Consider the following 23319-nt stretch of genomic DNA (forward strand, 5'->3'; position numbering starts at 1 on the left):
GTTTTCTGGACATCGACCCTGCCCGTCTTCCTGGTGAACGGTCCAATAGTGTGGGACCGGCAGGCACCGCGGGACGTTTCCCGTTTCCCATTCCGGCGGGTAACGCGCAATCGTCCTCAGGGGCGCGTGATAGCTACACAATGGACGTCGGGCGCGGCTCGACGTCGCGGACGAGGAAGGTGGACCGATCGTGGCCATCCCGGAGCCGTTCGGACCGAGGCTGCGTGCCATGCGAGTGGCGCGAGGGCTCTCGCTCAGCGAGTTCGCCCGCAGGACCTTCTACAGCAAGGGCCACGTCAGCCGGATCGAGACCGGGGTGGCGCGCCCGTCGGTGGAGTTCGCCCAGCGGTGTGACGCGGAGTTGGCCGCGGATGGGGCGCTCGCCGCGCTCGTGCGCACCACCACGGCCAGTCCGGCGGCGGTGGCCGAGGACGACAACGACGACGGGATGTGGATCATGACGATGTCGCCGGACGGGAGTTCGTTCGTCCCATTGGGACGACGCGAACTGTTGGTGGGCGGCGCGCTGCTGGTGTCGGGGCTGGCGGTCACGCGGCCGGTGGCCCCGGCGGGCGAGGTCCACCTCGGGCACCACACCGCGATGCTGGCGGGAGCGCGGGAGATCGGGCAGACCGCGCACCCGCAAGCGGTGCTCCCGATCGTGGTCGGCCAGGCGCAGTCGTTGCGCCTGCTCGCTGAGCACAGCCGAGGTGCTGACGCCAGGGCGGTGGCCGCCTTGTCCTCGCGCACCGCGGAGTTCGCAGGCTGGATGGCGCAGGAGGCGGGCGACGAGCGGATGGCCATGTGGTGGACCCAGCGCGCGGTGCGTGCGGCCGAGGCGGCGGGGGACACCCACACCGCCACGTACGCGTTGGTTCGCCAAGCCTTGATCACGATGTACAACGGTGACCACCAGCGGACCATCGCCCTGGCCAAGCAGGCCCAGTCGGTGCCGGGGACACCGAGCCGGATCCTGGGCTTGGCCGCTCAACGGGAGGCGCAGGGGCACGCGCTCGCCGGGGACCACACCGAGTGCATGCGTGCGCTTGACCGGGCCAGGGCGAACCTGGAGGCCGCCGGGGACAGCGGTGACGGGCCGGTGATCGGCACCAGCCACGTTCCCGACCCGGTCGCCGCCGCTACCGGCTGGTGCCTCTACGACCTGGGCAGGCCCGCTGCGGCCGCGGCCGTCCTCGACCGGGAGTTGGTCCGGATCGCCCCTGGATCGGCGCGAGCACGGGCGCGCTTCGGCGTCCGTCAAGCACTCGCGCACGCGGCGGCGGGTGACATCGAGCGGGCGTGTGCGTTGGCCGGGGAGATGCTCGGCCATGCCGCGCTGGTCAACTCCGCGACGATCCGCACCGACCTGAACAGGCTCGCCGCGACGTTGCGCCGGTCGCCGAAGCATCCGGACGTCGTGGCGCTGGGACCGTCGCTCGCCGCGGCACTGCACCCGGGTGAGCCGAGTGCGCACCTAGCCTGACCACCTGCCGCGCCCGCCGGTGAGGGATCGGGCCGTGGGGCGCAGCCATGCCCAGTTGGGGTGCGGGCGGCCAAGTAGCGACATGCCCGGTTAGCGCGCTCGCGCTAACCGGGCATCCGCGTCCATGGCGTCCACAGGGCAACGGGACGCGATCAGCATCGCGCTGCACTGGTTCGACCGCTGGCGACAAGACGACGTTCGATGGCCACAGTGGATCCTCGGGGCGAACCTCGCACAGGACGTTCCGTCCACACCGAACCCAGGCGACTGGACACCCACCTCGGCCAACTGGCCGTCACTCCCGACACGATCGGCGTCCACCCTCGAGCGGCGTTCCGGCCGCACCGACCGTGAGCGTTTCGTGGAGGCGCACGAAATCTTCACGCAGTTGAACTCGGCCTACGCCAGCCGGTTCGTGCGCGATCACCTCCGAACGTCTTGGAACGTTCGTCCCACGCCAGGTCTACTCGCAACTGTCCGATGTGGCCGATGCTGTCGAATTCGGACCGTACTCATCGGTGGCGGCTCGAAACCGCTCGGCGTCCAGAGGGATACCGCCGTGCGGATCGCGCAGGGTGCTCGGCGAACTCTCGCACCCTGGCCAGCCCCAGTGGCTCGTTCCAGCGCGTCCTTGGTGCGCAGTGCCAGGTGAGAGTGGGGAAGTTGGCCACATTGGTCACGCATCGCCCAGGGCGGCAAGCCGCTGGCGCACCCGCGCCCCGTCCTCGTGGCGGGACTGGGCGCCGAAGAGATCGAGCGCCCGCTGCCATGCCGCACGGGCTCGCACGACGTTTCCCAGCCCGGAGTACAGCGCGCCGAGACGGTCGAGCGTACCTGCCTCGTGGAAGGTGTTGCGGCCTCGCAACAGGTGCAGCGCGCGCTCGTAGTACTCGGTGGCCTCGACGTGCTTGCCGGTGAGCTGGGCCAAGTGCCCGAGGCTGTCCAGGGCGGTCGCCACCCCGTCGTGATCCTCGAGTCGTTCGTAGAGGTCGAGTGCCTCGGTCCCGTGCGTGCCGGCGTCGGCGAACCGCCCCAGCTTCGCCTCGCACCAGGCGGTCAGGTCGAGCGCGTCGGCGACTCGGTGTGGCTCGCCGAACTCCCGGTACCGGTCCAAGGCGGCCTCAGCACGCGTCAACGCTTGGGAGAGGTGGCCCGCCCGCTCGTGTGTCCTGGCCAGGGTGCGGTGCACGTCGCCTTGGCCCGCGACGTCGCCGAGGTCGACAAACAGGGAGAGCGCGCGCTCAAGGTGGTCGAAGGTGCTGTCCACGTCACCGGATCGGGCGCTTGCCGAGCCGAGCAGCCGGTGCGCGACAGCCGTGCACGACGGGTCCCCGAGCTGTTGGGCGGCGGACAACGCCAGCCGCCACCCGTCCACCTGGTCCTGTGTCCTGGCCATGCGCCACCAGTAGGAGTGCGTTGCCCAGCTCATCTGCCACACCTGGCGATGCCTGCCCAGCTCGACTGCCAATCGCTGGGCGGCGACGACCGCCGGGTGCTCGGTGTCGAACCAGGCCAGGGCGCCCGCGTAGTCGTCGAACGTGCGCGGGAGACTCCCCCGCACCGGTGGGTCAACCGTCAGTGGCTCCCGGTTGCGGTCAAGGTGCCGGTCGGCGGCGATGGCTGAGTGCAGGTAGTGGTCGACCAGCCGCGTCGTCGCTGAATGTGTGTTGCGCGCATGCTGGGCCGCGTGCAGCCGGACGAGGTCGTGCACCTGCCAACGGCCCGGCAAGTGCTCGTCGACCAAGGACGCGCGTTCCAACTCGCGGATCCGGCCCAGCACCTGCTCGGGCCGTGTTCCCGCCAGCGCCGCCAAACTGTGCACACTGAAGTCGGGCAGTGGCGCCCCCCCGATGAGCAGGAGCAGGTTCCTGCTCTTGGAGCTAAGCGAGTCGAAGGACGACGACAGCACGTCAGCCAGTGTTGTCGCGGGCTCACCGGTGGCCAACACATCGATCCTCGTGGAGGCCTCCCGCAGCTCCTCCGCCACTGCAGCAATGGAGAACGACGGGTGTGTGACCAGGCGCCCGGCCGCGACGCTGAGTGCCAGGGGAAGCCCCCCGCAGTAGTGCACCAGCTCGGTCAGCGCGGTAGGCTCACGGCTGGCCCGGTCCGCCCCGATCCGTCGGGCCACCAAGCGCACAGCCTCGGGCTGGGTGAGCGGGTACAGCTTGACGCGCTCCAGTCCTGCGCTCGCGGACAGACCGTCCAACCGGTCCCGGCTGGTCAACAGCGCGGTGTTGTCACCAGGACCGGGCAACAGATGCCCCATCTGCGCCTCGTCGGGCACATTGTCCAGCACCACCAACATCCGGCGTCCGGCAAGCAGACTGCGATACCGGCCGACCTGTGCGTCGAGGCTGGTGATCGGGGTTCGAGTGTCTGGGTCCAAGCCGTCGAGCAAGGCGCGCACGGCGTCAGCAGCTCGTTTTCCCCGCAGGTCCACATAGAGTTGACCGTCGGGGTAGAGGTCGACGTTGTGCCGCGCCCAATGCAGCACCAAGCTCGTCTTGCCCACCCCACCCGTGCCGATGACGGCGACGTGGTCTCCGGCGCTGACTGCGGCGCTCAGGGCGTGCAGTTCCGTGTCCCTGCCGGAGAACCAGTGGTTGGCCAGGGGCAACTGCCGAGGGACGACCACAGGTAGCGGCGACGAGTGCAGGTGAACGTCGCCGCTGATGACACCGGATTGGACGATGTGGCTGGACGCGTTCATGGTCACCTGGTTCTGGACACGCTCGGGCGCAAGGCGCACGGTCCTGTCACCCCCTGAACGATTGAACATCGAGGCTATCCCGGGCGGGCGGGCATCGCAGCGATCCCATGGCGCGATGTGTGGACCCCTGGTCCACAATGCCCGAGCACATGGGTGAAATTGAAGACTCCATCTCAGGGCGAATGCCCCATCACTTGGCGTGACCACGGTCGGCGTGCTTCGCGGTGAGGCGCCAACCCGGCGCTGCCGCTAGGTGGTGTCGTGGCTCTGGACGCGCGGAAGTCTATATAGGTAGACTTTGTGGCGTGCCTCGTCGACTGTCTGTGCAGACGCTTGCCGTGCTTGAGGTGTTGGCGCGGGAGCCGGATACGCCGCGTTATGGGTATGAGTTGGGCAAGGAGCTCGGGTTGAAGGCGGGGACGCTGTACCCGATCTTGATCCGGCTGTGTGAACGTGGCTTCCTCGAAGCGTTCTGGGAGGCCGATCCGCCTGCGGGGAGGCCGGCCCGGCACCTCTACCGGATTCTCGGCGACGGGGTTCGGCTGGTCGACGAGGCTCGGCGGGGTTTTCCGGCGACGGGGCGGCGGGCGTTGGGGGGTGCGTGGTGATCCGACTGCTCAAGATCGCGTTCGCGCTGCTGCCGGGGCACCGACGTGAGTGGGGGCGGGCCATGCTTGCTGAATCGGCCGCGATCTCGGACCAAGCCGAACGCCGCAGGTTTGCCCGTGGTTGCCTGCGAGCGGTTGTGTTTTCCGGTCCGACTCTCACCTATTACTTGGGGCTACTGGCTTTTGGGACGGTTGTCGTCGTGCGAGCGGTTGGCTTGCCTATCGGTGGCGAGGCGATCGGACTGCTGGTTGTCGTGATCGGGTTGATCTGGTGGGGGCGTCAACGCTCCCCCGTCGATGCCCATTCCCGGGCGCTGCGGCTGGGCGGGTATGTGCTGGCCACAATCACAGTGTTGGAACTGCTGACCACCGGCACCAACGACCCGGGAGGCTGGTGGCTCGCCGCCCTGGCCGTCGTCGCCTATCTCGCCGGGTTTATCCAGATCACCACGTCGACACTGATTGATTCCCGGCTGGTCGCCCAACTCGTCCCGGCTGGGCTCGCGCTGTGGTGGATCCCCATGCTCCTGTCCGACACCGTGCGGTCCATGCCACCGCTGGCCATCGCCGCCGCCTTCGCGGTTGTACCGGCGGGAATCGCGGCACGGCCTGGGGTTCGTGGTGTGATCAGCGGGCTGACCGCGACGACCGCAGTGCTGCTGCTCGTCTTTCTCACTGCCGCCCTTACCTTCCACGCCGCCCCGGACTTGGCCCCCAACATCACCGGCCACGCTTCGGACAATCAGGTCGAAGCCCTTGACCCGTATGTCGTTGACTTCCTGCTGGGTGCGTTGTTGAGCCTCGGGTTGGTGGGCTCGGCACGAATCCAGGGCGATGTGTAACCCGGTGGGGTATTTGTTGGGATGGGTGGGGTTGAGGTGCTTGGTAGCTTGGATAAATCGCTGGGTGGGGAGGGGTTGGGGTGGACGAGGGGTTGGTGGTGAGTTCGTTGCGTGGGGGCGCTGCGGCGGTGTTGGAGAGGGAGGGAGCGCTGGGGGCGGTTCGGAAGTGCGTGGTTGAGGCTGGGCGGGGGGATGGGCGGCTGGTGTTGCTCGCAGGGGAAGCGGGGGTGGGGAAGTCGACGTTGGTGGGGGTGTTGCGGGGGGAGCTGGGGGGAGTTCGGTGGTCTTGGAGTGCTTGTGATGGGTTGTTCGTGCCGCGACCGCTGGGGCCGTTGTTTGATTTGGCTGATCAACTCGGGGGGGATTTGTGGCGGCGTTGCGTGGCGGGGGGTGATCGTGAGGAATTGTTTCGAGCGTTGGTGCGGGAGGTGGCCGCGCCCGGGGTGGTGGATGTGGTGGTGGTTGAGGACATTCACTGGGCTGATGAAGCGACGTTGGACCTGTTGCGGTTTTTGAGTCGGCGGTTGCGGGACGCGGCGGTGGTGGTGATCGCCACCTATCGCGACGATGAAGGGGTGAGTGGGGCGTTGCGGGTTGCGCTTGGCGACCTGGCCGCGCAGCCGTCGACCCGGCGGGTTCGGTTGGCGCCGTTGTCGCTTGAATCGGTGCGGGTGTTGGTGGAGGGCAGCGGGTTCAGCGCGGACCGGGCGTTCGAGCTGACCGGCGGAAATCCCTTCTACGTGGCCGAAATGCTCCACGCCGGGGTGACCGAGGTGCCGGTGTCGGCGCGGGATGTGGTTCTCGCGCGGGCGGCGCGCCTGGGTGGGGCGGCTCGGGGATACCTGGACGTCGCCGCGATGATCGGCGCCAAAGTTGAGGTGTCGTTGTTGGCGGAGGTGTGTCCGGATCTGGTGGCGTTGGACGAATTGCCCGCGTCTGGTCTGCTGGTTGTGGATGGTCGGTGGTTCCGATTTCGGCACGAGATCGCGCGGCTTGCGGTCGCTCAAGCCATTCCCGCGCACCGTGCTCACTCGATTCACCAGAGGTTGTTGACCGCACTGTGTGCGCGCGGCTGCGCTGATGAGGCCCGGATGGCTTTTCACGCCGAGGAATGCGGGGATGGGGAGGCTGTGCTGCGCTACGCCCCGGCGGCCGCGAGGCGCGCCGCACGGCTCGGGTCACACCATGAGGCGGCTGCACAGTTCGAGCGCGCGCTGCGGTTCGCCGATCGGGCTGGTTTGGTTGTGCGCGCGGAGTTGTACGAAGGGTTGGCGGACGAATCGGCGTTGTTGGGGCGGTTGCCGGTGGCCGAAGAAGCCGCGGAAAAAGCATTGGCTTCATGGCGTGAGGCGGGCGATCGGTTACGCGAGGGGGCGGCGTTGGCGCGGCTGTCCCGTATCAGGTGGGCCTTGTGTCGCGGTCGGGACGCGGTCGTGGCGGCGCGGGCGAGCGTGTCCGTCCTGGAGCGGGTTGGATCCAGCGTCGAACTCGCTGAAGCGTATGCGACGCTGGCGAATCAGCGGATGTTGCACGCCGACTACGACACCGCGACCGCCTTGGCCAGGCGGGCGCAGAAACTGGCCGCACAGTTCGGCGTCACCGATGTGCTCAGCGACGCGTTGAACACGGAAGCCGCAAGCCGCTCGTGCCAGGGTCTGGAATGGACAGCGCTGATGCGCCGAGCGCTGGACATCGCGTTGGCCGGTCGACACCAGCAACAAGCCGCGCGGGCGCACGTCAACCTGTCCGTGATCGCGGTCGAGCGGTGGCAATTCGTTGAGGCGGAACAATATCTCGCCGAGGGGATTGAGTACTGCGACGACCATGGTCTCGCCACCTACGCCATCCGCCTGCGTGGTGAGTTGGCGAACCTGTACGAACGCACTGGGCGGTGGGGGGAGGCGTTGGCCGTGACCAACGAGCTTTTCCGCGGTGTCGACCAATCGCCGGTCAATCGGTTGTGTGGATTGGTGAGGCTGGGGGTGATCCGCGCCCGGCGTGGCGAACCGGGTGTCTGGGAATGCCTGGACGAGGCGTCCGCGATCGCGGATGGCCAGGATGAGCCGCCGTTCCGGGTATTCACGCGACTGGCCCGTGCCGAGGCGCACTGGCTCGCGGGCGATGGCCTGGCGGCTCGTCGGGAGGCGGAGTCGGCCGAGCAGACGGCGGGAACCCGCGTCGACTGGCACCGTGGGGCCGTCGCGGTGTGGCTGCGTCGGACCGGCTCCGAACGATCGACCTGTGGCGATGTTGCCGAACCCCACCGCGATCTGCTCAACGGGGACACAAATCGGGCGGTGGACGCCTGGAACCGCCTTGGCTGCCCGTATGAGGCGGGCATGGCCCTGTTGGACTCCGACCAAGACGCATTCCTCCGTCAGGCGTTCACCATCTTCACCGAACTTGGCGCTTCGGCCGCGGTCATGTTGACGCGTCGCGCATTGCGCAGGTTGGGCGCGCGGGCCATTCCCGCCGGACCGAGAACGGCCACACGGGCTCATCCACTCGGGCTGACCCGCCGTGAGCACGAGGTGCTCGGCTTGCTCGCGGAAGGGCACACGAATGCCCAGATCGGCGGCCATCTGTGCATTTCGGCCAAAACCGTCGACCACCACGTTTCGGCCATCCTGGCGAAACTCGGCGTCCCGGACCGGGCGTCCGCAGGCCGGGTGGCCCGACGTGCCCTGGCCTGAGCGAAGATGGGGAACCGAACACGAAACATGGGGAACCGCTCCCGATACGCGCGGCACGCCCGCTGCGTAGCGTCGTCACCCGGACCGCAACGGGAAACCGACCGGTCATCGTTGGGAAATCCGGAGTGAAAGGGGAGTTCAACCGTGGAATTCCGCAGGAAGATCACCGGGGTGTTGCTGGGGGCGGCGGCGTTGACCACCGCCATCGCCGGATCGGGGGTGGCGGTCGCCCAGGCGGCGCCGAGCCCGACCAGCCAGGTCACGCCGTTCGCCACCGTCTTCAACCCCATCGTCAACTTCGGCGACCGCACCAAGTGCATGTCGGCACCGACCCCGGCCGTGAACACCGCGGTCATCGAGGCGAGGTGCGACGGCAGCGACGCGCAGAGCTGGGAGGTGAAGTCGTTCGGGACCAACATCTGGCAGTTCCTCAACAAGAACGGCACCGGCTTCTGCCTGTTCGCGTTCTCGCCGCCGCCGCGCAACGGTGCCCCGATGGGCTTGAACAACTGCCGGACGGTCAGCAATGAGGAGTTCAACACGCACACCTCGTCGACCGGTTTCGTGAGCCTGGAGTCCAGGACCGGTTTCACCAACACCGGCTTCTGCGTCGACGTGCCCGGAGGGGCGACGGCGCCGTACGGCGAGCAACTGGAACTCTTCCAGTGCAACGGGAGCCAGTCGCAGTCCTGGCACGTCGTTTTCCCGTGATCGACCCGGTGCCCGCGGCACACCGCCGCGGGCACCACCACTGTCAGAATGCGTCGAACACCTGCTCCGCGCGGTCGCGGATTTGGTACATGTTCCAAGCGGCGTCCGCCACATGGTCCGGGTTGAGGGTGTGCCCGGCAATCGTGCCGTATTTGGCGGGGTCGGCGGTAATCATGGCGTGGATGTCGCCGCGTTCGATGAGACCGCCGATCGTCAGCGCTCCGGCGTAAATTCCGCGGTCGGTCAGCGCGGCGTTGAGGGTCAGGGCGTAGTTGCGCAAGGCGGCGGTGGGGAGCACGAGTTGGCCGAGCGCGGGCATCGGGCGGACAGCGGAAAGACCGCCTGCGAAGATCAGCCCGCCCGTCCCGCGGGCCAGCATGCCCGGCAGCACGGTGTGCACGACCTGCACCGCGGGCCACACCCAGTCGAACGCCGATCGCGCGATGGGGACGTCGACCTCGGTGATCGGCACGATGGGTTGGACCGGGGTGGGGCCGTAGTAGGCGACCTCGATGTCCCCGATCTCCGCCAGCACGTCCGCCAACCGCTCCGCGTCGGTGACGTCCGCAGTGTGCGCAGTCGCTTCGACGCCGTTTTTCGCCAGGTCAGCCAGGTATCCGCCGTGTCGCGCACCGCCGCGCGACACGAGCGCGACCCGGAACCCTTCCCGCCCGAACCGCCGCGCCAGGGACATCCCCAGGCCCGGTCCCACTCCGATGATCGCGGCAACCCGCTTATCTTGAGGCACCCCTCAACATTACCCCGTACCCGAGGCACCCCTCAAGTACGATGTGCGCCATGACCAGACCGCTGCGCCGCGACGCGGCCCGCAACCGCGACCACCTGCTGCGCGCGGCCGCGGCCGTCTTCACCGAACAGGGCCTGGCCGGGTCCCTGGAGGAGGTCGCGCGCCGTGCGGGCGTCAGCATCGGCACGCTGTACAACCACTTCCCCACCCGCGACACCCTCATCGACGCCCTGCTGCCCCCGCGCCTGGCCGCCGTCGACGGGTTCGCCGCCGAGGCCGCGGCCGAGCCCGACCCGTGGCTGGCTTTCACCGGATTCGCCACGAACCTGTTGTCCCAGCTCACCAAGGACCGCGCCCTGCTTGAGGCGTTCACCGGCGACCACCCGGCGGCCGCCGCCCTCGCCGACGCGTGCCGCCACGGGATGTCCCACCTGTCCACCGTCCTCACCCGCGCCCGCCAGGCAGGCGCCATCCGCCCCGACGCCACCGACCAGGACGTCGTCAACCTGCTCTGGGCCCTCTCCCTCCTCGGCGAAACCACGGGCGAAGGCGCCTGGCGCCAACCCCTGCACTTCGCCCTCGACGGTTTCGTCAACCGCCGTTGACCCTCACGTCGCGGTAGGACGGATAGTCGGTGGGCGGCCGATGCAGAGGGCGCACGGCTCTGGAGCCGAGTAGTCGGACTAGCCCTGGTGATCACCATCATGATCGTCGTAGTCGTGATGGTCATCGTGATCGTTGTGATGGTCGTCGTGGTCATCGTGGTCGTGATCGTCGTAGTCGTGGTCTTCGGTGGTGGGGTGGTCGTCGGGGTGGTGGTGTGGGGTGGATGTGTTGGGGTGGTTGGGTTTGTCGGAGAGGTGCGACTCGGGGTGGGTGGGTTCGGCCCAGTCGTGGTTTGGGTCGTCGTGGTGGTGGGGGTCGGGGAGGTGGGCACCGCCGAGGGTTAGGGCGGCTTCGGCGGCGAGTTTGTCCCGTTTGTGTTTGTGGTGCACCAGGAGCAGGGCGCCCATTCCGGCTACGGTTGCCGGTGTCGCGGTGCCGTGCCAGTCGGCGGGGGCGGCGTGTGGGTCGAGGGCGGGGCCGGAGATGGGGGTGTGGACCCAGCACAGTGGATCGCCGTAGCGGGGGTTCAGGGTGAGTTTGACGAAATCGGTGGCCGCGATTCCGGGGTAGTCGTCGAGGAAGACGTCGCGGTACAGGTTGTCCGGGACGGCCAGGCCGAGGTCGCTGCTTGTCGCGTTCTTGACGTATGCCTTGAAATCGGGCGAATCCACCATGTCGGTGACCGTGACAATCGCGCGGCTGACGTGCCCCAGTGGTCCGCTTGAGTGCAGGCCCTGATTCACCGCGACCCGGATCCGCATTCGGCCGAATGGACCTGGTGCCTCGTTGTTCCGGTGGAGCGCGTGCCGCAGTCCCAGCACCAGCGCGGGCAGCACCTTGGCCTCCGGTAGCCCTTCCGGCAGTACGAACAGCGCGCCGTCGCCCAGATTCTGGCGCCGCAGCACGGTGGCCCGCCGGACTCGGGCTCGGTCGAACGCGTATTGCATGACGGCCAACAACCGCCGTTGCGCGTCGAGGTGATCGGAATACCGTACGCGTTTGGTGTACCCCTCGATGTCGACGACCATCATGAGACGGCGTCTTCGATCCACGAAACCACCCATTTCGCCATGATGGCACGGGGTTGCTCGACCGCCAACGCCCCGCGAATGCCATCCGGCGTTTACTCGATCGTGACCGGTGTGGCGTTAACGCGGCCGGGTCCGTTCGCGATCTTGTAGCCGCTGGTGGCCGGATCGGAGATGCGCGGTGAGGGTGCCCGACGACGGCGTTCTGTCGCTGTCCGATGTGTTCGACGCGTGCGTGGATTGCCTAGACCCACGCGACGACCAGCTCACTGCGCTGCGCCGGTTGCTCCAGTCGGTGTCCACCCGGTTACGGGAACCGCTGCGGCTCGCGGTGGCGGGCCAGATCAAACGGGGCAAGTCCACCTTGGTCAACGCCTTGATCGGCGAGCGAGTGGTCCTCACCGGCGGCCTGGAGTTGACCTTCACCGTCAACGAACTCCGCTACGCGGCGGAACCCGTGGCACGCATCCACTACAAGGACGGCAGGCCGTCGCACAGCGTCCCACCCGCCGACCTCGCCGCGTGGACGGCGCGGGACGACAGCCGCGTCGACCTCCTGTCCCAGGTGCGCCTGGTGGAACTGGGGCTGCCCATACCGCTGCTCAACGACTTCCACCTCCTGGACACGCCCGGTCTCGGCAGCAGGCACGGCACCGACTCGGCGAACACCATGGACCTGTTGGGGATCGACGATCCACGCGAACGTCAGGTCGTGGCGGACGCCCTCGCCGCGGTCGGGCGATCGGCCGTCGACGTGCACGAGGACAGCAGTTCCGCGGTCGAGCGCGCTGACGCGGTGTTGTACGTGTTCAGCCGAGCGGTGAATACACACGACCAGAGCATCGTGACGGGCTTCCTCGACGGTGTGCTGTCGCCGTTCAAGACCTTCGGCGTGGTCAGCCAGTGCGACCGGTTCTGGGCCAGGGAGGTCCGAAAGGACTATCTGGAACACGACCCGATGGCCGACGGGCGCGCGTTGAGCGCCGAGTTCCTGCGGGACCCGCGACTGCGCCCACTGTTCTACACCATCATCCCGGTCGCGGCGCAGCTCGCCGTGGGCAGCGTCTGCCTGACCGAACAACACTTCACCTGGCTGGCCGACATGGCCCGGCGCGACTTGGCGGAGGTCGTGGACGCGATCGTGTGGGGTCTGCCGTTCGACGAGAGCGTGGTCGGTCTCCCGAATGACCACTGCCGGGAACTCGTCGCGCTCCTCGGCCAGTGGGGACTGGCCTTGGCCGTCCGGTACCTGCGGGACGGGGAATCCCCGAACCAGGTGCGGTCCCGGCTGCTCGGCCACAGCGGGGTCCCGGAACTGCGCGAGATCGTGATCCGCCATTTCGGCGCCCGGTCCGCCGTGTTGAAACTGCACCAGGGCATCAACGAAGTCGAGCGCGAAATCGCCCGGTTGCGCGCCAACCCGGCGCACGGGGCCGCCGAGGTGAACGAGGTGGCGGCCCAGGTTCGCGGTCTACGCCGATCCGTGCCGGGTCTGCTCGAACTGGAACTCCTGGCGCCCCATTACAACGGCGAATTGGACCTGGGTGAGCGGGACGCGGCGGAATTGCTGCGGTTGACCGGCGAGAACGGCCGATCGCTCGCGGCCCGGGTCGGCGTCCCGGCGGACGCCGCTCCCAGGGCCATCGAGGAAGCGGCGCGCGCCAAGGCAATCCGATGGGCTGTGCACGAGCAAGACCCGCTGCTCGACCGCACCACGGTCGAGGTGGCGAGCGGCATGCGCAAGCTCTACGAACGCATCCGGTACCGAGCGGGCAGCGCCGCGCGCTTGGTGGAGTCCATAGACGACTTGTCGATGGAAAGGCGGCTCGGATGAGCGAGTCCAGAACACCCCGATTGCTTCGCATCCTCTTTCCGTCCGTATACCGCGAATTGCTCGAACTGCGCTCTGCTGAGCAAGTCGCGCCCGAACCAGCGGGCGAAAAGACACCGATCGCGGAGCAACCCGAACCCTCCCCTCCCCAGGTCGAACAATCAAATCCGCCCGACGCCGTGCCGGAATTGATCGAGCTCGCCGACCACCTCACCCACCTGGCCGCCGATCCCGACTCGATCACCGCCGACACGGTCCGGTTCCTCGCCGAGCGGGTGACCGAGGTACTGGAACTGTGCGAGGCGGAGGCGTTCGACGACGACGGCGCAGTGGACCTCGCCCGGCACATGGTCGTGGGCACCCGGCCCTCCCCCGGCCCAGGACGGACCGACGCGATCGCGGCGACCGTGCGGGTCGGCTACACCTGGCGCGGGCTGCTCGTCCGGCCCCAGGAAGTCATCGCCTACGCGGACACCGCCGACGACCAGGGAGCGTGACCTGTGCCGAGCCCCAACCACCAGGACGCCCGCCGCGACCTCGACCAGTTGCGCGCCGACACGCTGGACTGCTTCGACCGGCTGCTGGCCGACTTCACCAATGAGCTGTCCGCGACGCTGCTCGCCAGTGCTCGCGCGGCGCGGGACCGGCTCACCGCGGGCCAGTACCGGGTGATCGTCTGCGGGGAGTTCCGCCGCGGCAAGTCCAGCCTGCTCAACGCGCTTGTCCAGCGCCCCAGGCTTTTCCCGGTCGAACTCAACATCACCACCGCCGCCGTGATGACGTTGAGCTGGTCCGCGACCGAACGGGTCACCGTCCACTTGGTAGACGAGTCCCAGCCCAGCGGGACCCGGCGGGTCGAGGCCAAGTCGGTCGGCGAGATCAGGGACTACGTCACAGAACAGGGCAATCCGGGCAACGGCAAGGAGGTCGTGCTGGTCGAGGTGGGGATGCCGATCGAGGAGTTGCGCGGTGGACTGGTCCTCGTCGACACACCTGGTATCGGGAGCGTCAACGCCGCGCACACCGCCGCCACCAACGCGCACCTCGACCTCGCCGACGCGCTGGTGTTCGTGGCGTCCGCGACCGAACCGCTCAGCGAGTACGAGCTGAGGTTCTTCGCCCGTGCGGCGGCGCGCTGCCGGACCGTCGCGGTGGCGGTGACCAAATCGGACCAAGCGATCGACATCGACGCGATGGTCGCCGAGGTGCGAGCCCGGATCACCAAGGCGACCGGGGTGGCCGCGGCGTCGCTGTTCGTGCAGCCGGTCTCGGCGCTGCGGCTGGAGATGGCCGTCGCCCGCGGTGACGACAAGCGGCGCGCGGAGTCCGGATTCCCCGCGCTGGGCGATTACCTGTGGCACAACCTGTCCATCACCTGCGGGGTGGAGCAGGGGATCGCCGCACTCGACGTGATGGAGGACATGGTGCGGGTGGCCCGGCTGCGGCACGCCACCGCGTACGACGCGGTCCACCACAGCGACCCGCTCGCCGAACTCAAGCGCCAGATCAACAAGGTGAAGGCGGACATCGCCGCGGCGAAGAACACCGAGACGGCCCGGCGCGCGCTCAAGGACGCGATCACCCAGGCGGACCGGGACGTGCAGAAGGCACTGGCCGACGAGTTCGAGCGGATCAGCGGGGACTTCAACAACGGCCTGAACGCCACCGCGTTCGACCCGGATGGTCTGGTGCAGAAGGTTTCCACAGCCGCCGTCGCGGTCACAGAGCAGTCCACGAAGGACCTGACGACCGCGCTCGACAAGATCGCCGACAAACACCTGCGCACTCCGCAGACTACCGGGAAGCCGGGCGAAACAATCCAACTGGGACAGATTGATCTCCCCGACCAGGTCTACGCCACCGAGGTCTCCAACTTCACCCGGTTCCGCACCAGGCTGGCGGGCGCAAACGCTTACGGCGCGGCGGGAGCTGTCGCGGGCGGCGTCGTCGGTTCCGTGGTCCCGATCATCGGTACCGCGGTCGGCGCGGCGTTCGGCGCGCTGGTCGGCCAGGTGACCGGCCTGTTCCTCGGTCACCAGGAAGGCATCGAGCGCAACGCCGAGAAGTTGCGCCGCCAGCAGATGGCCCGGATCGGCGAACACGTCAACAAGCGGATCGACTCCGCTCGTAGACGCGCCGAGCAGGGGTTGCGCTACCAGGCTCAGGACGCCAAAGACTCCCTGTTGCGGGCCTTCGACGACCAGGCCAAGGCCCACCAGGAGACCTTGGCCAAGACCGAGCAGAAGCTGCGCGACACGCTCAACGCGGCTGCTGACCGGCTCGCGGAGGAACGGGCCAGAACGGCCGCCGCGCTGGAGGCGTTCGCCGTGCGGCACGAGGAGGTCGACCGGCTGCGCACCCGCGCCGAGGCCCTGTCCGGAAACCGGCCATGACACTCGTCTACGGCATCGACTTCGGCACCTCGCAGTCCGCGCTGATGATCAGTACGGGTGGGACACCGGTGGTGGTCCGCGATCCCATCGCACCCGGCGAGTCTTCCGTCCCGACCTCGGTGTGCCTCGACGCGACGGGACGGGTGCTGGTCGGCGCGGCGGCCGAACGCGCCCGGCTACTGCGGCCGGACCTGTACACGTCCGGCTTCAAACGCGACTTCGGCGGGCCGACACCAACCTACCTCGGCGACACTCCACTGTGGTCACACGAGCTGGCCGCCGCTGTCCTGGGGTTTCTGCGGGACCTCGCCCGCTCCACAGCGCCCGGAGAGCCGGACGGCGTCGTGCTCACCGTGCCCGCCGCGTGGGAGGTGGACGAGCAGCGCCTGGTGGTGAAGGCCGCTGAACTGGCCGGGTTCGACCTCGACCGGCTCTGGCTGGTTCCGGAGCCGGTCGCGGCGGCCACCGACTTCCTGGACACCGAACGGCTACCGCTCACCGCGCTGGTCTACGACCTCGGCGGTGGGACGTTCGACTGCGCGCTGGCGAGAACGGACGGCAACGGGTCGTTCAGCACCGCAGGCATCCCCGGTTACCTGCCCAAACTGGGCGGCCGCGACTTCGACCGGGAAATCCTCGAACGCATTCGCGCTGAATTCCCGGAACAATCGAAGCCGCTGTACACGGCGACGGCGAACGACGACATCACACTGCTCGGTCGCAGGCTGTCGTTGCGCGAGCAGGCCGAGAAGCTGAAGATCCGGCTGTCCCGGGTCAAGTCCCGCACCGAGACGCTGACCCCGCTCGGCCCGAATGTCCAGTTCACGCTGACCCGCGCAGAATTGGCGGGCATGCTCAAGCCGCTGCTGGAAGACACATTCACCACATGCACCGCAACGCTCGAACGCGCGGAGCTGACGTGGAACCAGATCGACCGAGTGGTCGCGGTCGGTGGGTCAAGCAGATTGCCGTTCGTCGGTGAACTTCTCGGCCAGTACACGGGGTTGCCAGTCGTCCGCGGCGACTCACCCGAACTCGCCGTGGTGCGCGGCGCCACCCTGCTCGCCCAGCGCAAGACGGCGGCACGGGAGAAACCTTGGACTGCCAACACAATCCGAGCACCACGCATGCGGCGGATGTCGCGTGCTCCACTTGGTACACCCGGCGCTTTCGCGGTCGCGTTGAACCGGAACGGCACCCGGCTCGCGGTCGGTGGCCGCGGGTTCGTGCGGATGTACGCCTGCGACCCGTGGCAGTTCCTGTGGGAACGCACCCCCAGCCGGTGGTCGCCGTACATCACGAACCTCGCCTTCAGCACCGACGGCACCCGGCTGGTCGCCTCCGGTTACGACTGGACCGTCCGCGTGTACCGGGTGGTGGACGGCCTGCACATGCGCCAACTGCGGTACGACGACTGGGTGTTCAACGCGACCCTGGGCGACACCGGGATGGCGATGGCCACCGTCACCGCCGACGGTGTGGCCCGCGTGTACGACGGCACCACGGAACGCCTGTCCGTCCAGTTGACCGGCCCGGCCCCGGTGTCGCTCGCGGGCGACCTGCTCGCTGTGGGCGGCCCCGACGCCGCGCAGGTGTGGCGGGTGTCAACCGGCACCAAGATCGCCGAACTCAGCCACGGCAGCCCGGTCGTCGCCGTCGCGCTCAACGCCACCTTCCTGGCGACCGGCAGCACCGACGGCACCGCCGCCGTCTGGAATGTCCATACTGGACAACGGCAGCAAACCCTCCGCCACGACGGCCCGGTCCGCGCCGTCACCCTCACCTACGGCGCTGCTTTCCTGGGCACCGCAAGCGACGACTTCACCGCCCGCGCCTGGCGCGTCACCGACGGCACCGAACTCACCCGCACCACCCACGGCACCTGGTCCCGCGCTGTCGCATTCACTGGACCAGACCACCTCATCAGCGCCTGCCACGACGGAACCGTGCGCACCGCCCCCATCAGCGCCACCGTGTCGGGGATTCGGACACAGTGGACGGAAACCGGTTCGCACCTGGCGACCCCGCGGGATCCGGCCACAAGAGACCACTAGGGCTAGCCCTACCGTCGAGTTGGGTGTTGACACCAGTGTCGCGCGGGGCGGGAACCGGCAGAGTTCACCGCAACAGAGCAGCAGACAAGAGCTGGGAGACACCCTGATGTCCGGTCACAACCAGACCACCCGCCGTCGTCGGATCACCTCGCCCCGGGTGGTGGCGGGAGTGCTGAGCGGCACCGTCGCGGCCTGCCTGGTCACCGCCGGACCCGCGTCGGCGCAGCACGGGGACCACGGACTTGCCGACCTGGTCCAGCAAGACGTGGCGGCCGGTGTGCCCGCGGCGTTCGTGCGGGTCGACGACGGACGTGGCCGCGCGGTCGAGATCGCCCGGCAGGCGGGGTGGACGCGGCGGGACCACGAGCTGTCGGTGCAGGACCGGGTCCGGATGGGGTCGAACACCAAGACGGTGGTGGCGACGCTCGTCCTGCAGCAGGTGGCGGAGGGCAAGCTGGCGCTGACCGACCCGGTGTCGAAGTGGCTGCCGGGGGCCGTGCCGGGCGGCGACAACATCACGCTGCGGATGCTGCTGAACCACACCAGCGGACTGGCCGACTACCTGAACAACCCGGCGGTGCTGCCCGCCGTACTCGGGCAGGACCCCAAGCAGTGGACGCCGCAGGAGCTGGTGGCCGCAGGCGTCGCACTGGGTCCGTTGTTCACCCCCGGCGCACATTTCTCGTACAGCAACACCAATTACATCGCGCTTGGCCTGGTATTGGAAAAGGCGACGGGCCGAAGCCTGGCAGACCTCATCCAAGACCGCATCGCACGCCCACTGCGATTGACGAACACATATCTGACCACAGCAAACAAAAAGGGCGGCATGGCGCACGGATACGAGCCGGACGCGGCCCACCTCGCCCCCCTGCTGCCGCCAGGAGTCCCAGCAGGCACCGGTTTCGCGGGCCCCGAGCACAACGAACACGTCGACACAACCTGGGTCAACAACAGCACCGAATGGGCCGCAGGCGGCATCGTGTCCACCGCCGAGGAATGGGCCCGTTTCCAGAGCGCACTGCTGAGCGGCAAACTCCTGCCGCCCGCCCAACTCGCCGAAATGCGCACCACCGTCGAAGAAACGCCCGGCTCCCCGAACCGCTACGGACTGGGCCTGGAACAGGTCACCACCCCGTGCGGCACCGTGTGGGGCCACACCGGCAGCGTCCCCGGCTACTCCACCCAGGCCTACACCGACCCCACCGGCCGCCGCACCGTCACCATCTTCGCCTCCACCGTCTTCGGCCTCGCCAACCCCAAGGCGCAGGCCGCCACCCAGTCCCTTGTGGACACCGCAGTCTGCACGATGCTGAACAAGCCGACGCCCACGGAGTAAGCGACGCCGGCACGACCCGTCATGTTGTTCGCCTGACCTTGCCGGTCCGCACCAGCACTCGCAGCCTCCGTCAACCCCTGACGGAGGCTGCGGACTCAACTCCACAGACCCTCGACGCCACCAGCCCCGTCTCACCCCCCGCGACCAAGGCCAACACCCCACAACCTCTTGACACTGCCCCCGACACGGGTCCAGGCGGCCCCCACCCATCCCGGGGGGCGTCCCTGGTCCAGTCTACCGGCACCACCCGACGGGGCATAGGAGCCTGGTGGAGTTGTGGATGGCTACGTCGGGTGTGGACAACTTGGCGACGAGGTTGGGGTGACCTGGGGACATGCAGGGTCCGAAGGGTGGTTTTCTGGAGTCGGCGGATGACCGGAGTGCGCTCGACGACCTTGCGGTGTCGGCCCAGGCGTTCGGGAGTGTCGACGTCATGGCGGTCGATCGGCCCGCTCGCGTGGTTCGCGCACGTTATCGGGCCTGGTTGGCGGTCCGCTGGGCCGCACGGACGACGGGACGCGATGTCCGCTGGGGCTGGCCGCTGACACTGCAGCGCTAGCGTAGGCCCGGTTACGAGCCCCTTTTGCCGCCCGAATCGCGGCATCGACCAGCATCGTTCGGGGGCAGCCGGCAGAACCCCGGGTCCAGAAGTTGACCTCGGCCCAGTCCGCGAACCGGCGATGGCGACCCCGAACGGGCACGGCGGCATCCGCCACAACCACCAGGACCGCAGCCCCCACCCGTCCCGGGGGGCGTCCCTGGTCCAGTCTACCGGCACCACCCGACGGGGCATAGGTGCCCGGCGGAGCAGGGGATGGCCGCGAGGGTTGTGGACAACTCGACGGCAGGTGGTGGTGGTCAGGTGACAGGGACCGAGAGGCCGACAGGAGGGCGCGGGCAAGGGGCCGCAAGGCTGACAGGGGCGCCGAGGCGGTCGAGGGGACCAGCGAGGCTGACGGGGGGCGGCGAGCCGGGCAGAGAGGCCGCAAGGCGGGCAGGCAGACCGCAAGGCGGGCAGAAACCGCGAGGCAGGCAGAAACCGCGAGGCAGGCGGGAACGGCGAGGCAGGCGGGAACGGCGAGGCAGGCAGACACCGCGGGGTGGGCAGACACCGCGGGGTGGGCGGGGAACGGCCAAGTCGGCGGGGAACGGTGAAGCGGACAGGGACACCGCGAAGTCGACGGGGAGACGGCGGGGCGGGCCGAGGGCGCACCGGGGCGTGGGGAACTCCCACGCCCCGGGGTGTTCCGCTACTTGCAGGGTGGGCGGTAGCCGTCGATTTGGAGTTGGCGGAAGTCGAGGGTGTTCGGGGTTTTGCCGACGAACACGAGGCCGCGGGCTTCGGCGAGGGCGGAGGGGAAGGTGTAGGACGGTTGGCCGAGTTCGGGCAGCCAGGTCCACTGGTCCGGGGCGAAGCTGAAGTAGTGCTGCTCCACCGCCCCGCCGGTCGAGGGGATCTTGGTGAGCCACTTGTCGCCGCCGCTCCAGTGGGAGGCGGGGCGGAGCTGGACGTAGAGGTCGTCGGTCGCGCTGTAGGTGAGCCAGAAGCCGCCGGAGGTGGAGAGGTTGGCCTGGGCCTCGAACTGGTTGCCCAGCCAGACCACCGCGACGTGCCATTCGGCGTTGACGAAGGTGATCTTGGCTTCGTAGCCGCGGCCCCTGCGCACCAGCATGGTGCCGTTGGCGGGGATGGTCGTGCCCTCACCGGAGGCGATCCACTGCTGGTAGCCGTCGATCGACGCGTTCGGACAGGTCCAACTGAACGGGGACGAACCGCCCACCGCGGCATCGGCCGCCACACCGGGGACGACTGAGGACAACGCCACCACACCCGCGGCCACAGCCAGCGTCTTGGTGACCAGAGCACGACGGAACCTCGAATCTGGGCGCATTCCCGGGAAGCTAGCAGACACGCCCACGAGACGATCTCGTTCACACGGTGGAACCGTTGCGGCGCAAGAAATCTCGATGGACTAGACCACCCGGCCGGAGCTGCGGGTTCGCGCCGTTGCCGGCGGCCCGCCCGACCTGGGAACCGCGCACAGCTCGGGTTATTCCCATTGCGACGGTGGCATGGCGACGGTGCGCACCGCACAGGCTACCGCAACGCCGACAGTCCACACGCGAGCGATCGACCCCTAGTACCCCCTGAAACGGACAGGGACAAGTCGCCATTCATTTCGTCACCAAAAGAGCACCCGCCGCCGAAAACCCCGACCCGCGAATGTGATCGTTGAATATTTCGACCGTCGACCTGTTCGCCGGGCGCGGATATCCGCCATTCGAGCAGGGGGTGACCTGGGGTTGTGACGGATGGAGCACCCCGTTCCTCCTTTTGTGAGAGATCCTTGCCTGACGCACTAACCTCTGGTTAAGTGCCTGGTGGGTACAGTCACAGGGGGGTCCGTTGCGGAGCACTGTCCACTGAAGCGACCGCCGTGCGACCACTCGCCGACGCGGGTGGGCCGGTTCTTATTCGACATCTGACGCAGTCCGTGTGTTTCGTCCATGTCCGCTGTCGGCATCGACAGCGGAGGATTCCGGCTGTCCGGGTGCGGGAAAGGGGAATGATGATCGACCGGAATGACGTCCTCGGCGTGGTCAACGAGTGCATGAACATGCAGTCGGACGTGGCGTTGGACTACGACACGCCGATCATGGTGGATTCGTTCGCGCTGGTGTGGTTGCGACACCTGTTGGAGGAGCGGCACGGGTTGGTGGTGGAGCCGGGGCGCGACGACGTCCTGGACTTCACCTCGGCGCGGGCCATCCACGAGTACCTGGCCAGGACCCACCCCGAGCAGGTCGCCGCGGCGGCGGAGAGCGGGCAGCGATGAGCGGCGCCGATGTGGTGGTCGCCGGGAACGGCGTGCTGGGATTGTCCCTCGGGCTGGTGCTGGCCCGGCAGGGGCTGCGGGTGACCGTGCTCGGCGAGCCGCACCGGCCGGGGGCGGCGTCGGTGGCGGCGGGCGCGATGCTCGGCGCGATCGGCGAGGTCACCGATGTCCTGCTGGGCAGCGCGCACGGCCGGTCGAAGCTGGAACTGGGCATCCGCGCCCTGGGCACCTGGGACGACTGGCTGGCCGGGCTCGCCGAGGACGCGGGCACCGACAACGACGTCCTGTCCGCCGACGGCACGGTCGTGCTGCTCAACGGGGTTGGCGTGGCCGCGATCGACGACGCGAACTTCGCCGCGATCCGCCGGGCCGCCGCCGAGTACGCGCAGCCGTGCCACGACGTCGACGTCACCGAGATCGAGTGGATCAACCCGGACAACGCGGGCAGGCCGTTCCGCGCGGTGCACCTGCCCGACGAGCACGCGGTCGACGCGCACCGGCTGCTCACCCGCCTGGAGCAGGCTTTCGTGGCCAGGGGCGGTGTTCTCGCCGGTGAGCAGGCCGCGAGCCTTGAGTACTCGAACGGCGCGGTCACCGGGGTCGTGCTGACCTCGGGCACCCGCATCGAGGCCGGTCAGGTCGTGCTCGCCGCGGGCACCCGCACCCAGGACGTCCTGGACACCGCGGGCGGCGCGGCGGGTCGGATTCCGCGGCTGGTGGCCGGTTTCGGCGTGTCCGCGCTGTTGGACACCGACGGTACTGACGGACCGCGGTCCGTATTGCGCACCCCGAACCGGGCGTTCGCCTGCGGTCTGCACCTGGTGCCGCGTTCGGGCGGTCAGGTCTACGTCGGCGCCACGAACATCATCTCCCCCACCGTGGTGGAGAAACCGGTGGTCCGCGACCTGCACTTCCTGCTGGACTGCGCGACCCGCCAACTGCACCGCGACCTGTGGACGTCGGGCATCCGCGCCGCGCAGGTGGGCAACCGTCCGGTGTCGCTGGACGGGTTCCCGCTGATCGGCCCGACCGAGCTGGACGGCCTGTGGCTGCTCACCGGCACCTACCGCGACGGCCTGCACCTGTCCCCGTTGCTGGCCCAGGAGTTGGCGGCGCGGATCACCGGCGGCGAGACCGGGGTGGACCTGTCCGGCTTCCACCCGGTGCGGCAGGCGATCCAGCCGTACCCGCGGCACGAGGTGATCGCGACGGCGGTGGCCCACCTGCTGGCGACCGGCTACGAGTATGACTGGCACCTGCCGGTCGACTGGCCGCGCACGATCGAGCACAGCCTGCGCATCGAGTTCGCCCGGTTCGCCGACGAGATCCACCCGGTCAAGGTGCCGCCTGCGGAGATCCTGGCGGCGGCCCGGTACTCGCCGATCCTGGTGAAGATGCTGCGCGAGCTGTACGCCGACTGAGGGAGGACCTGG

The 23319-nt window shown here is 68.6% G+C and carries 17 protein-coding genes; 13 read left to right on the forward strand and 4 right to left on the reverse strand.

Going from position 1 to position 23319, the window contains the following annotated elements; all coding sequences use genetic code 11:
- Positions 1-190: 190 nt before the first annotated feature.
- Positions 191-1483, forward strand: a complete 1293-nt coding sequence (locus tag H504_RS0104950; RefSeq protein ID WP_051385492.1) for a helix-turn-helix domain-containing protein — start codon at positions 191-193, stop codon at positions 1481-1483.
- Positions 1484-2159: 676 nt separating this feature from the next.
- On the opposite strand, the gene H504_RS33315 is transcribed toward H504_RS0104950, so the two are convergent.
- Positions 2160-4196, reverse strand: coding sequence for a tetratricopeptide repeat protein (locus H504_RS33315; protein ID WP_169735325.1), 2037 nt, complete (start codon positions 4194-4196; stop codon positions 2160-2162).
- A gap of 305 nt (positions 4197-4501) precedes the next feature.
- Here H504_RS33315 and H504_RS0104960 point away from each other — a divergent pair, with 305 nt between their 5' ends.
- The 4 genes from H504_RS0104960 (at position 4502) to H504_RS0104975 (ending at position 9050) form a co-directional block, all read left to right on the forward strand.
- A complete protein-coding gene (locus tag H504_RS0104960) occupies positions 4502-4804 on the forward strand; it encodes a PadR family transcriptional regulator (protein ID WP_026421878.1) in 303 nt (100 codons plus the stop codon).
- Positions 4801-5646, forward strand: a complete 846-nt coding sequence (locus H504_RS0104965; protein ID WP_157440216.1) for a hypothetical protein — start codon at positions 4801-4803, stop codon at positions 5644-5646. Before H504_RS0104960 ends, H504_RS0104965 begins: the two co-directional genes overlap by 4 nt.
- A 128-nt stretch (positions 5647-5774) precedes the next feature.
- Positions 5775-8339: a helix-turn-helix transcriptional regulator gene (locus tag H504_RS0104970; protein WP_281173595.1), complete on the forward strand. Its 2565-nt coding sequence runs from the start codon at positions 5775-5777 to the stop codon at positions 8337-8339.
- A 144-nt stretch (positions 8340-8483) separates the two neighbouring features.
- Positions 8484-9050, forward strand: coding sequence for an RICIN domain-containing protein (locus H504_RS0104975; RefSeq protein WP_026421881.1), 567 nt, complete (start codon positions 8484-8486; stop codon positions 9048-9050).
- A 43-nt stretch (positions 9051-9093) separates the two neighbouring features.
- On the opposite strand, the gene H504_RS0104980 is transcribed toward H504_RS0104975, so the two are convergent.
- The gene (locus H504_RS0104980; RefSeq protein ID WP_026421882.1) at positions 9094-9798 is read right to left on the reverse strand and encodes an SDR family NAD(P)-dependent oxidoreductase; all 705 of its coding nucleotides are present in this window, start codon (positions 9796-9798) and stop codon (positions 9094-9096) included.
- Between the two features lie 50 nt (positions 9799-9848).
- Here H504_RS0104980 and H504_RS0104985 point away from each other — a divergent pair, with 50 nt between their 5' ends.
- Positions 9849-10403 (forward strand): TetR/AcrR family transcriptional regulator, encoded by a 555-nt coding sequence (locus tag H504_RS0104985; protein WP_051385496.1) that lies wholly within the window; start codon positions 9849-9851, stop codon positions 10401-10403.
- A gap of 78 nt (positions 10404-10481) precedes the next feature.
- Here the strand turns inward: H504_RS0104985 and H504_RS40845 are convergent, their stop codons facing one another.
- Positions 10482-11456 carry a nucleotidyl cyclase domain-containing protein gene (locus tag H504_RS40845; protein WP_157440218.1) on the reverse strand — a complete coding sequence of 325 codons (975 nt, stop codon included), beginning with the start codon at positions 11454-11456 and terminating at the stop codon, positions 10482-10484.
- Between the two features lie 157 nt (positions 11457-11613).
- Here H504_RS40845 and H504_RS0104995 point away from each other — a divergent pair, with 157 nt between their 5' ends.
- The 5 genes from H504_RS0104995 to H504_RS0105015 all read left to right on the forward strand — a co-directional run bounded on the left by H504_RS0104995 (position 11614) and on the right by H504_RS0105015 (position 19049).
- Entirely contained in the window at positions 11614-13266 is a 1653-nt protein-coding gene (locus H504_RS0104995; protein ID WP_026421885.1) for a dynamin family protein, read from the forward strand.
- A gap of 176 nt (positions 13267-13442) precedes the next feature.
- Positions 13443-13760: a hypothetical protein gene (locus H504_RS0105000; protein WP_026421886.1), complete on the forward strand. Its 318-nt coding sequence runs from the start codon at positions 13443-13445 to the stop codon at positions 13758-13760.
- Between the two features lie 3 nt (positions 13761-13763).
- Positions 13764-15656 (forward strand): dynamin family protein, encoded by a 1893-nt coding sequence (locus tag H504_RS0105005; RefSeq protein ID WP_026421887.1) that lies wholly within the window; start codon positions 13764-13766, stop codon positions 15654-15656.
- A complete protein-coding gene (locus H504_RS0105010) occupies positions 15653-17710 on the forward strand; it encodes an Hsp70 family protein (RefSeq protein ID WP_026421888.1) in 2058 nt (685 codons plus the stop codon). Before H504_RS0105005 ends, H504_RS0105010 begins: the two co-directional genes overlap by 4 nt.
- Before the next feature lie 106 nt (positions 17711-17816).
- Positions 17817-19049: a serine hydrolase domain-containing protein gene (locus H504_RS0105015; protein ID WP_026421889.1), complete on the forward strand. Its 1233-nt coding sequence runs from the start codon at positions 17817-17819 to the stop codon at positions 19047-19049.
- A gap of 1250 nt (positions 19050-20299) precedes the next feature.
- Here the strand turns inward: H504_RS0105015 and H504_RS0105025 are convergent.
- Positions 20300-20941: a hypothetical protein gene (locus tag H504_RS0105025; protein WP_245614074.1), complete on the reverse strand. Its 642-nt coding sequence runs from the start codon at positions 20939-20941 to the stop codon at positions 20300-20302.
- A 678-nt stretch (positions 20942-21619) separates the two neighbouring features.
- Between H504_RS0105025 and H504_RS33320 the strand changes: the two genes are divergently transcribed.
- Both H504_RS33320 and H504_RS0105035 read left to right on the forward strand, forming a co-directional pair.
- Entirely contained in the window at positions 21620-21886 is a 267-nt protein-coding gene (locus H504_RS33320; protein WP_157440219.1) for a hypothetical protein, read from the forward strand.
- Positions 21883-23307 carry an NAD(P)/FAD-dependent oxidoreductase gene (locus H504_RS0105035; protein WP_026421892.1) on the forward strand — a complete coding sequence of 475 codons (1425 nt, stop codon included), beginning with the start codon at positions 21883-21885 and terminating at the stop codon, positions 23305-23307. The genes H504_RS33320 and H504_RS0105035 overlap by 4 nt, the downstream gene beginning before the upstream one ends.
- Positions 23308-23319: the final 12 nt, after the last annotated feature.

Origin of the sequence: Actinokineospora inagensis DSM 44258, from assembly GCF_000482865.1 — a bacterium.
GTDB lineage: Bacteria > Actinomycetota > Actinomycetes > Mycobacteriales > Pseudonocardiaceae > Actinokineospora > Actinokineospora inagensis.

What these genes read in the sequence shown, in the direction of transcription:
- H504_RS33315 (WP_169735325.1), bottom strand. Translation starts at nt 4,196, where the DNA reads ATGAACGCGTCCAGCCACATCGTCCAATCCGGTGTCATCAGCGGCGAC.
- H504_RS0104985 (WP_051385496.1), top strand. Translation starts at nt 9,849, where the DNA reads ATGACCAGACCGCTGCGCCGCGACGCGGCCCGCAACCGCGACCACCTG.
- H504_RS0105010 (WP_026421888.1), top strand. Translation starts at nt 15,653, where the DNA reads ATGACACTCGTCTACGGCATCGACTTCGGCACCTCGCAGTCCGCGCTG.
- H504_RS0105015 (WP_026421889.1), top strand. Translation starts at nt 17,817, where the DNA reads ATGTCCGGTCACAACCAGACCACCCGCCGTCGTCGGATCACCTCGCCC.
- H504_RS0105025 (WP_245614074.1), bottom strand. Translation starts at nt 20,941, where the DNA reads ATGCGCCCAGATTCGAGGTTCCGTCGTGCTCTGGTCACCAAGACGCTG.
- H504_RS33320 (WP_157440219.1), top strand. Translation starts at nt 21,620, where the DNA reads ATGATCGACCGGAATGACGTCCTCGGCGTGGTCAACGAGTGCATGAAC.
- H504_RS0105035 (WP_026421892.1), top strand. Translation starts at nt 21,883, where the DNA reads ATGAGCGGCGCCGATGTGGTGGTCGCCGGGAACGGCGTGCTGGGATTG.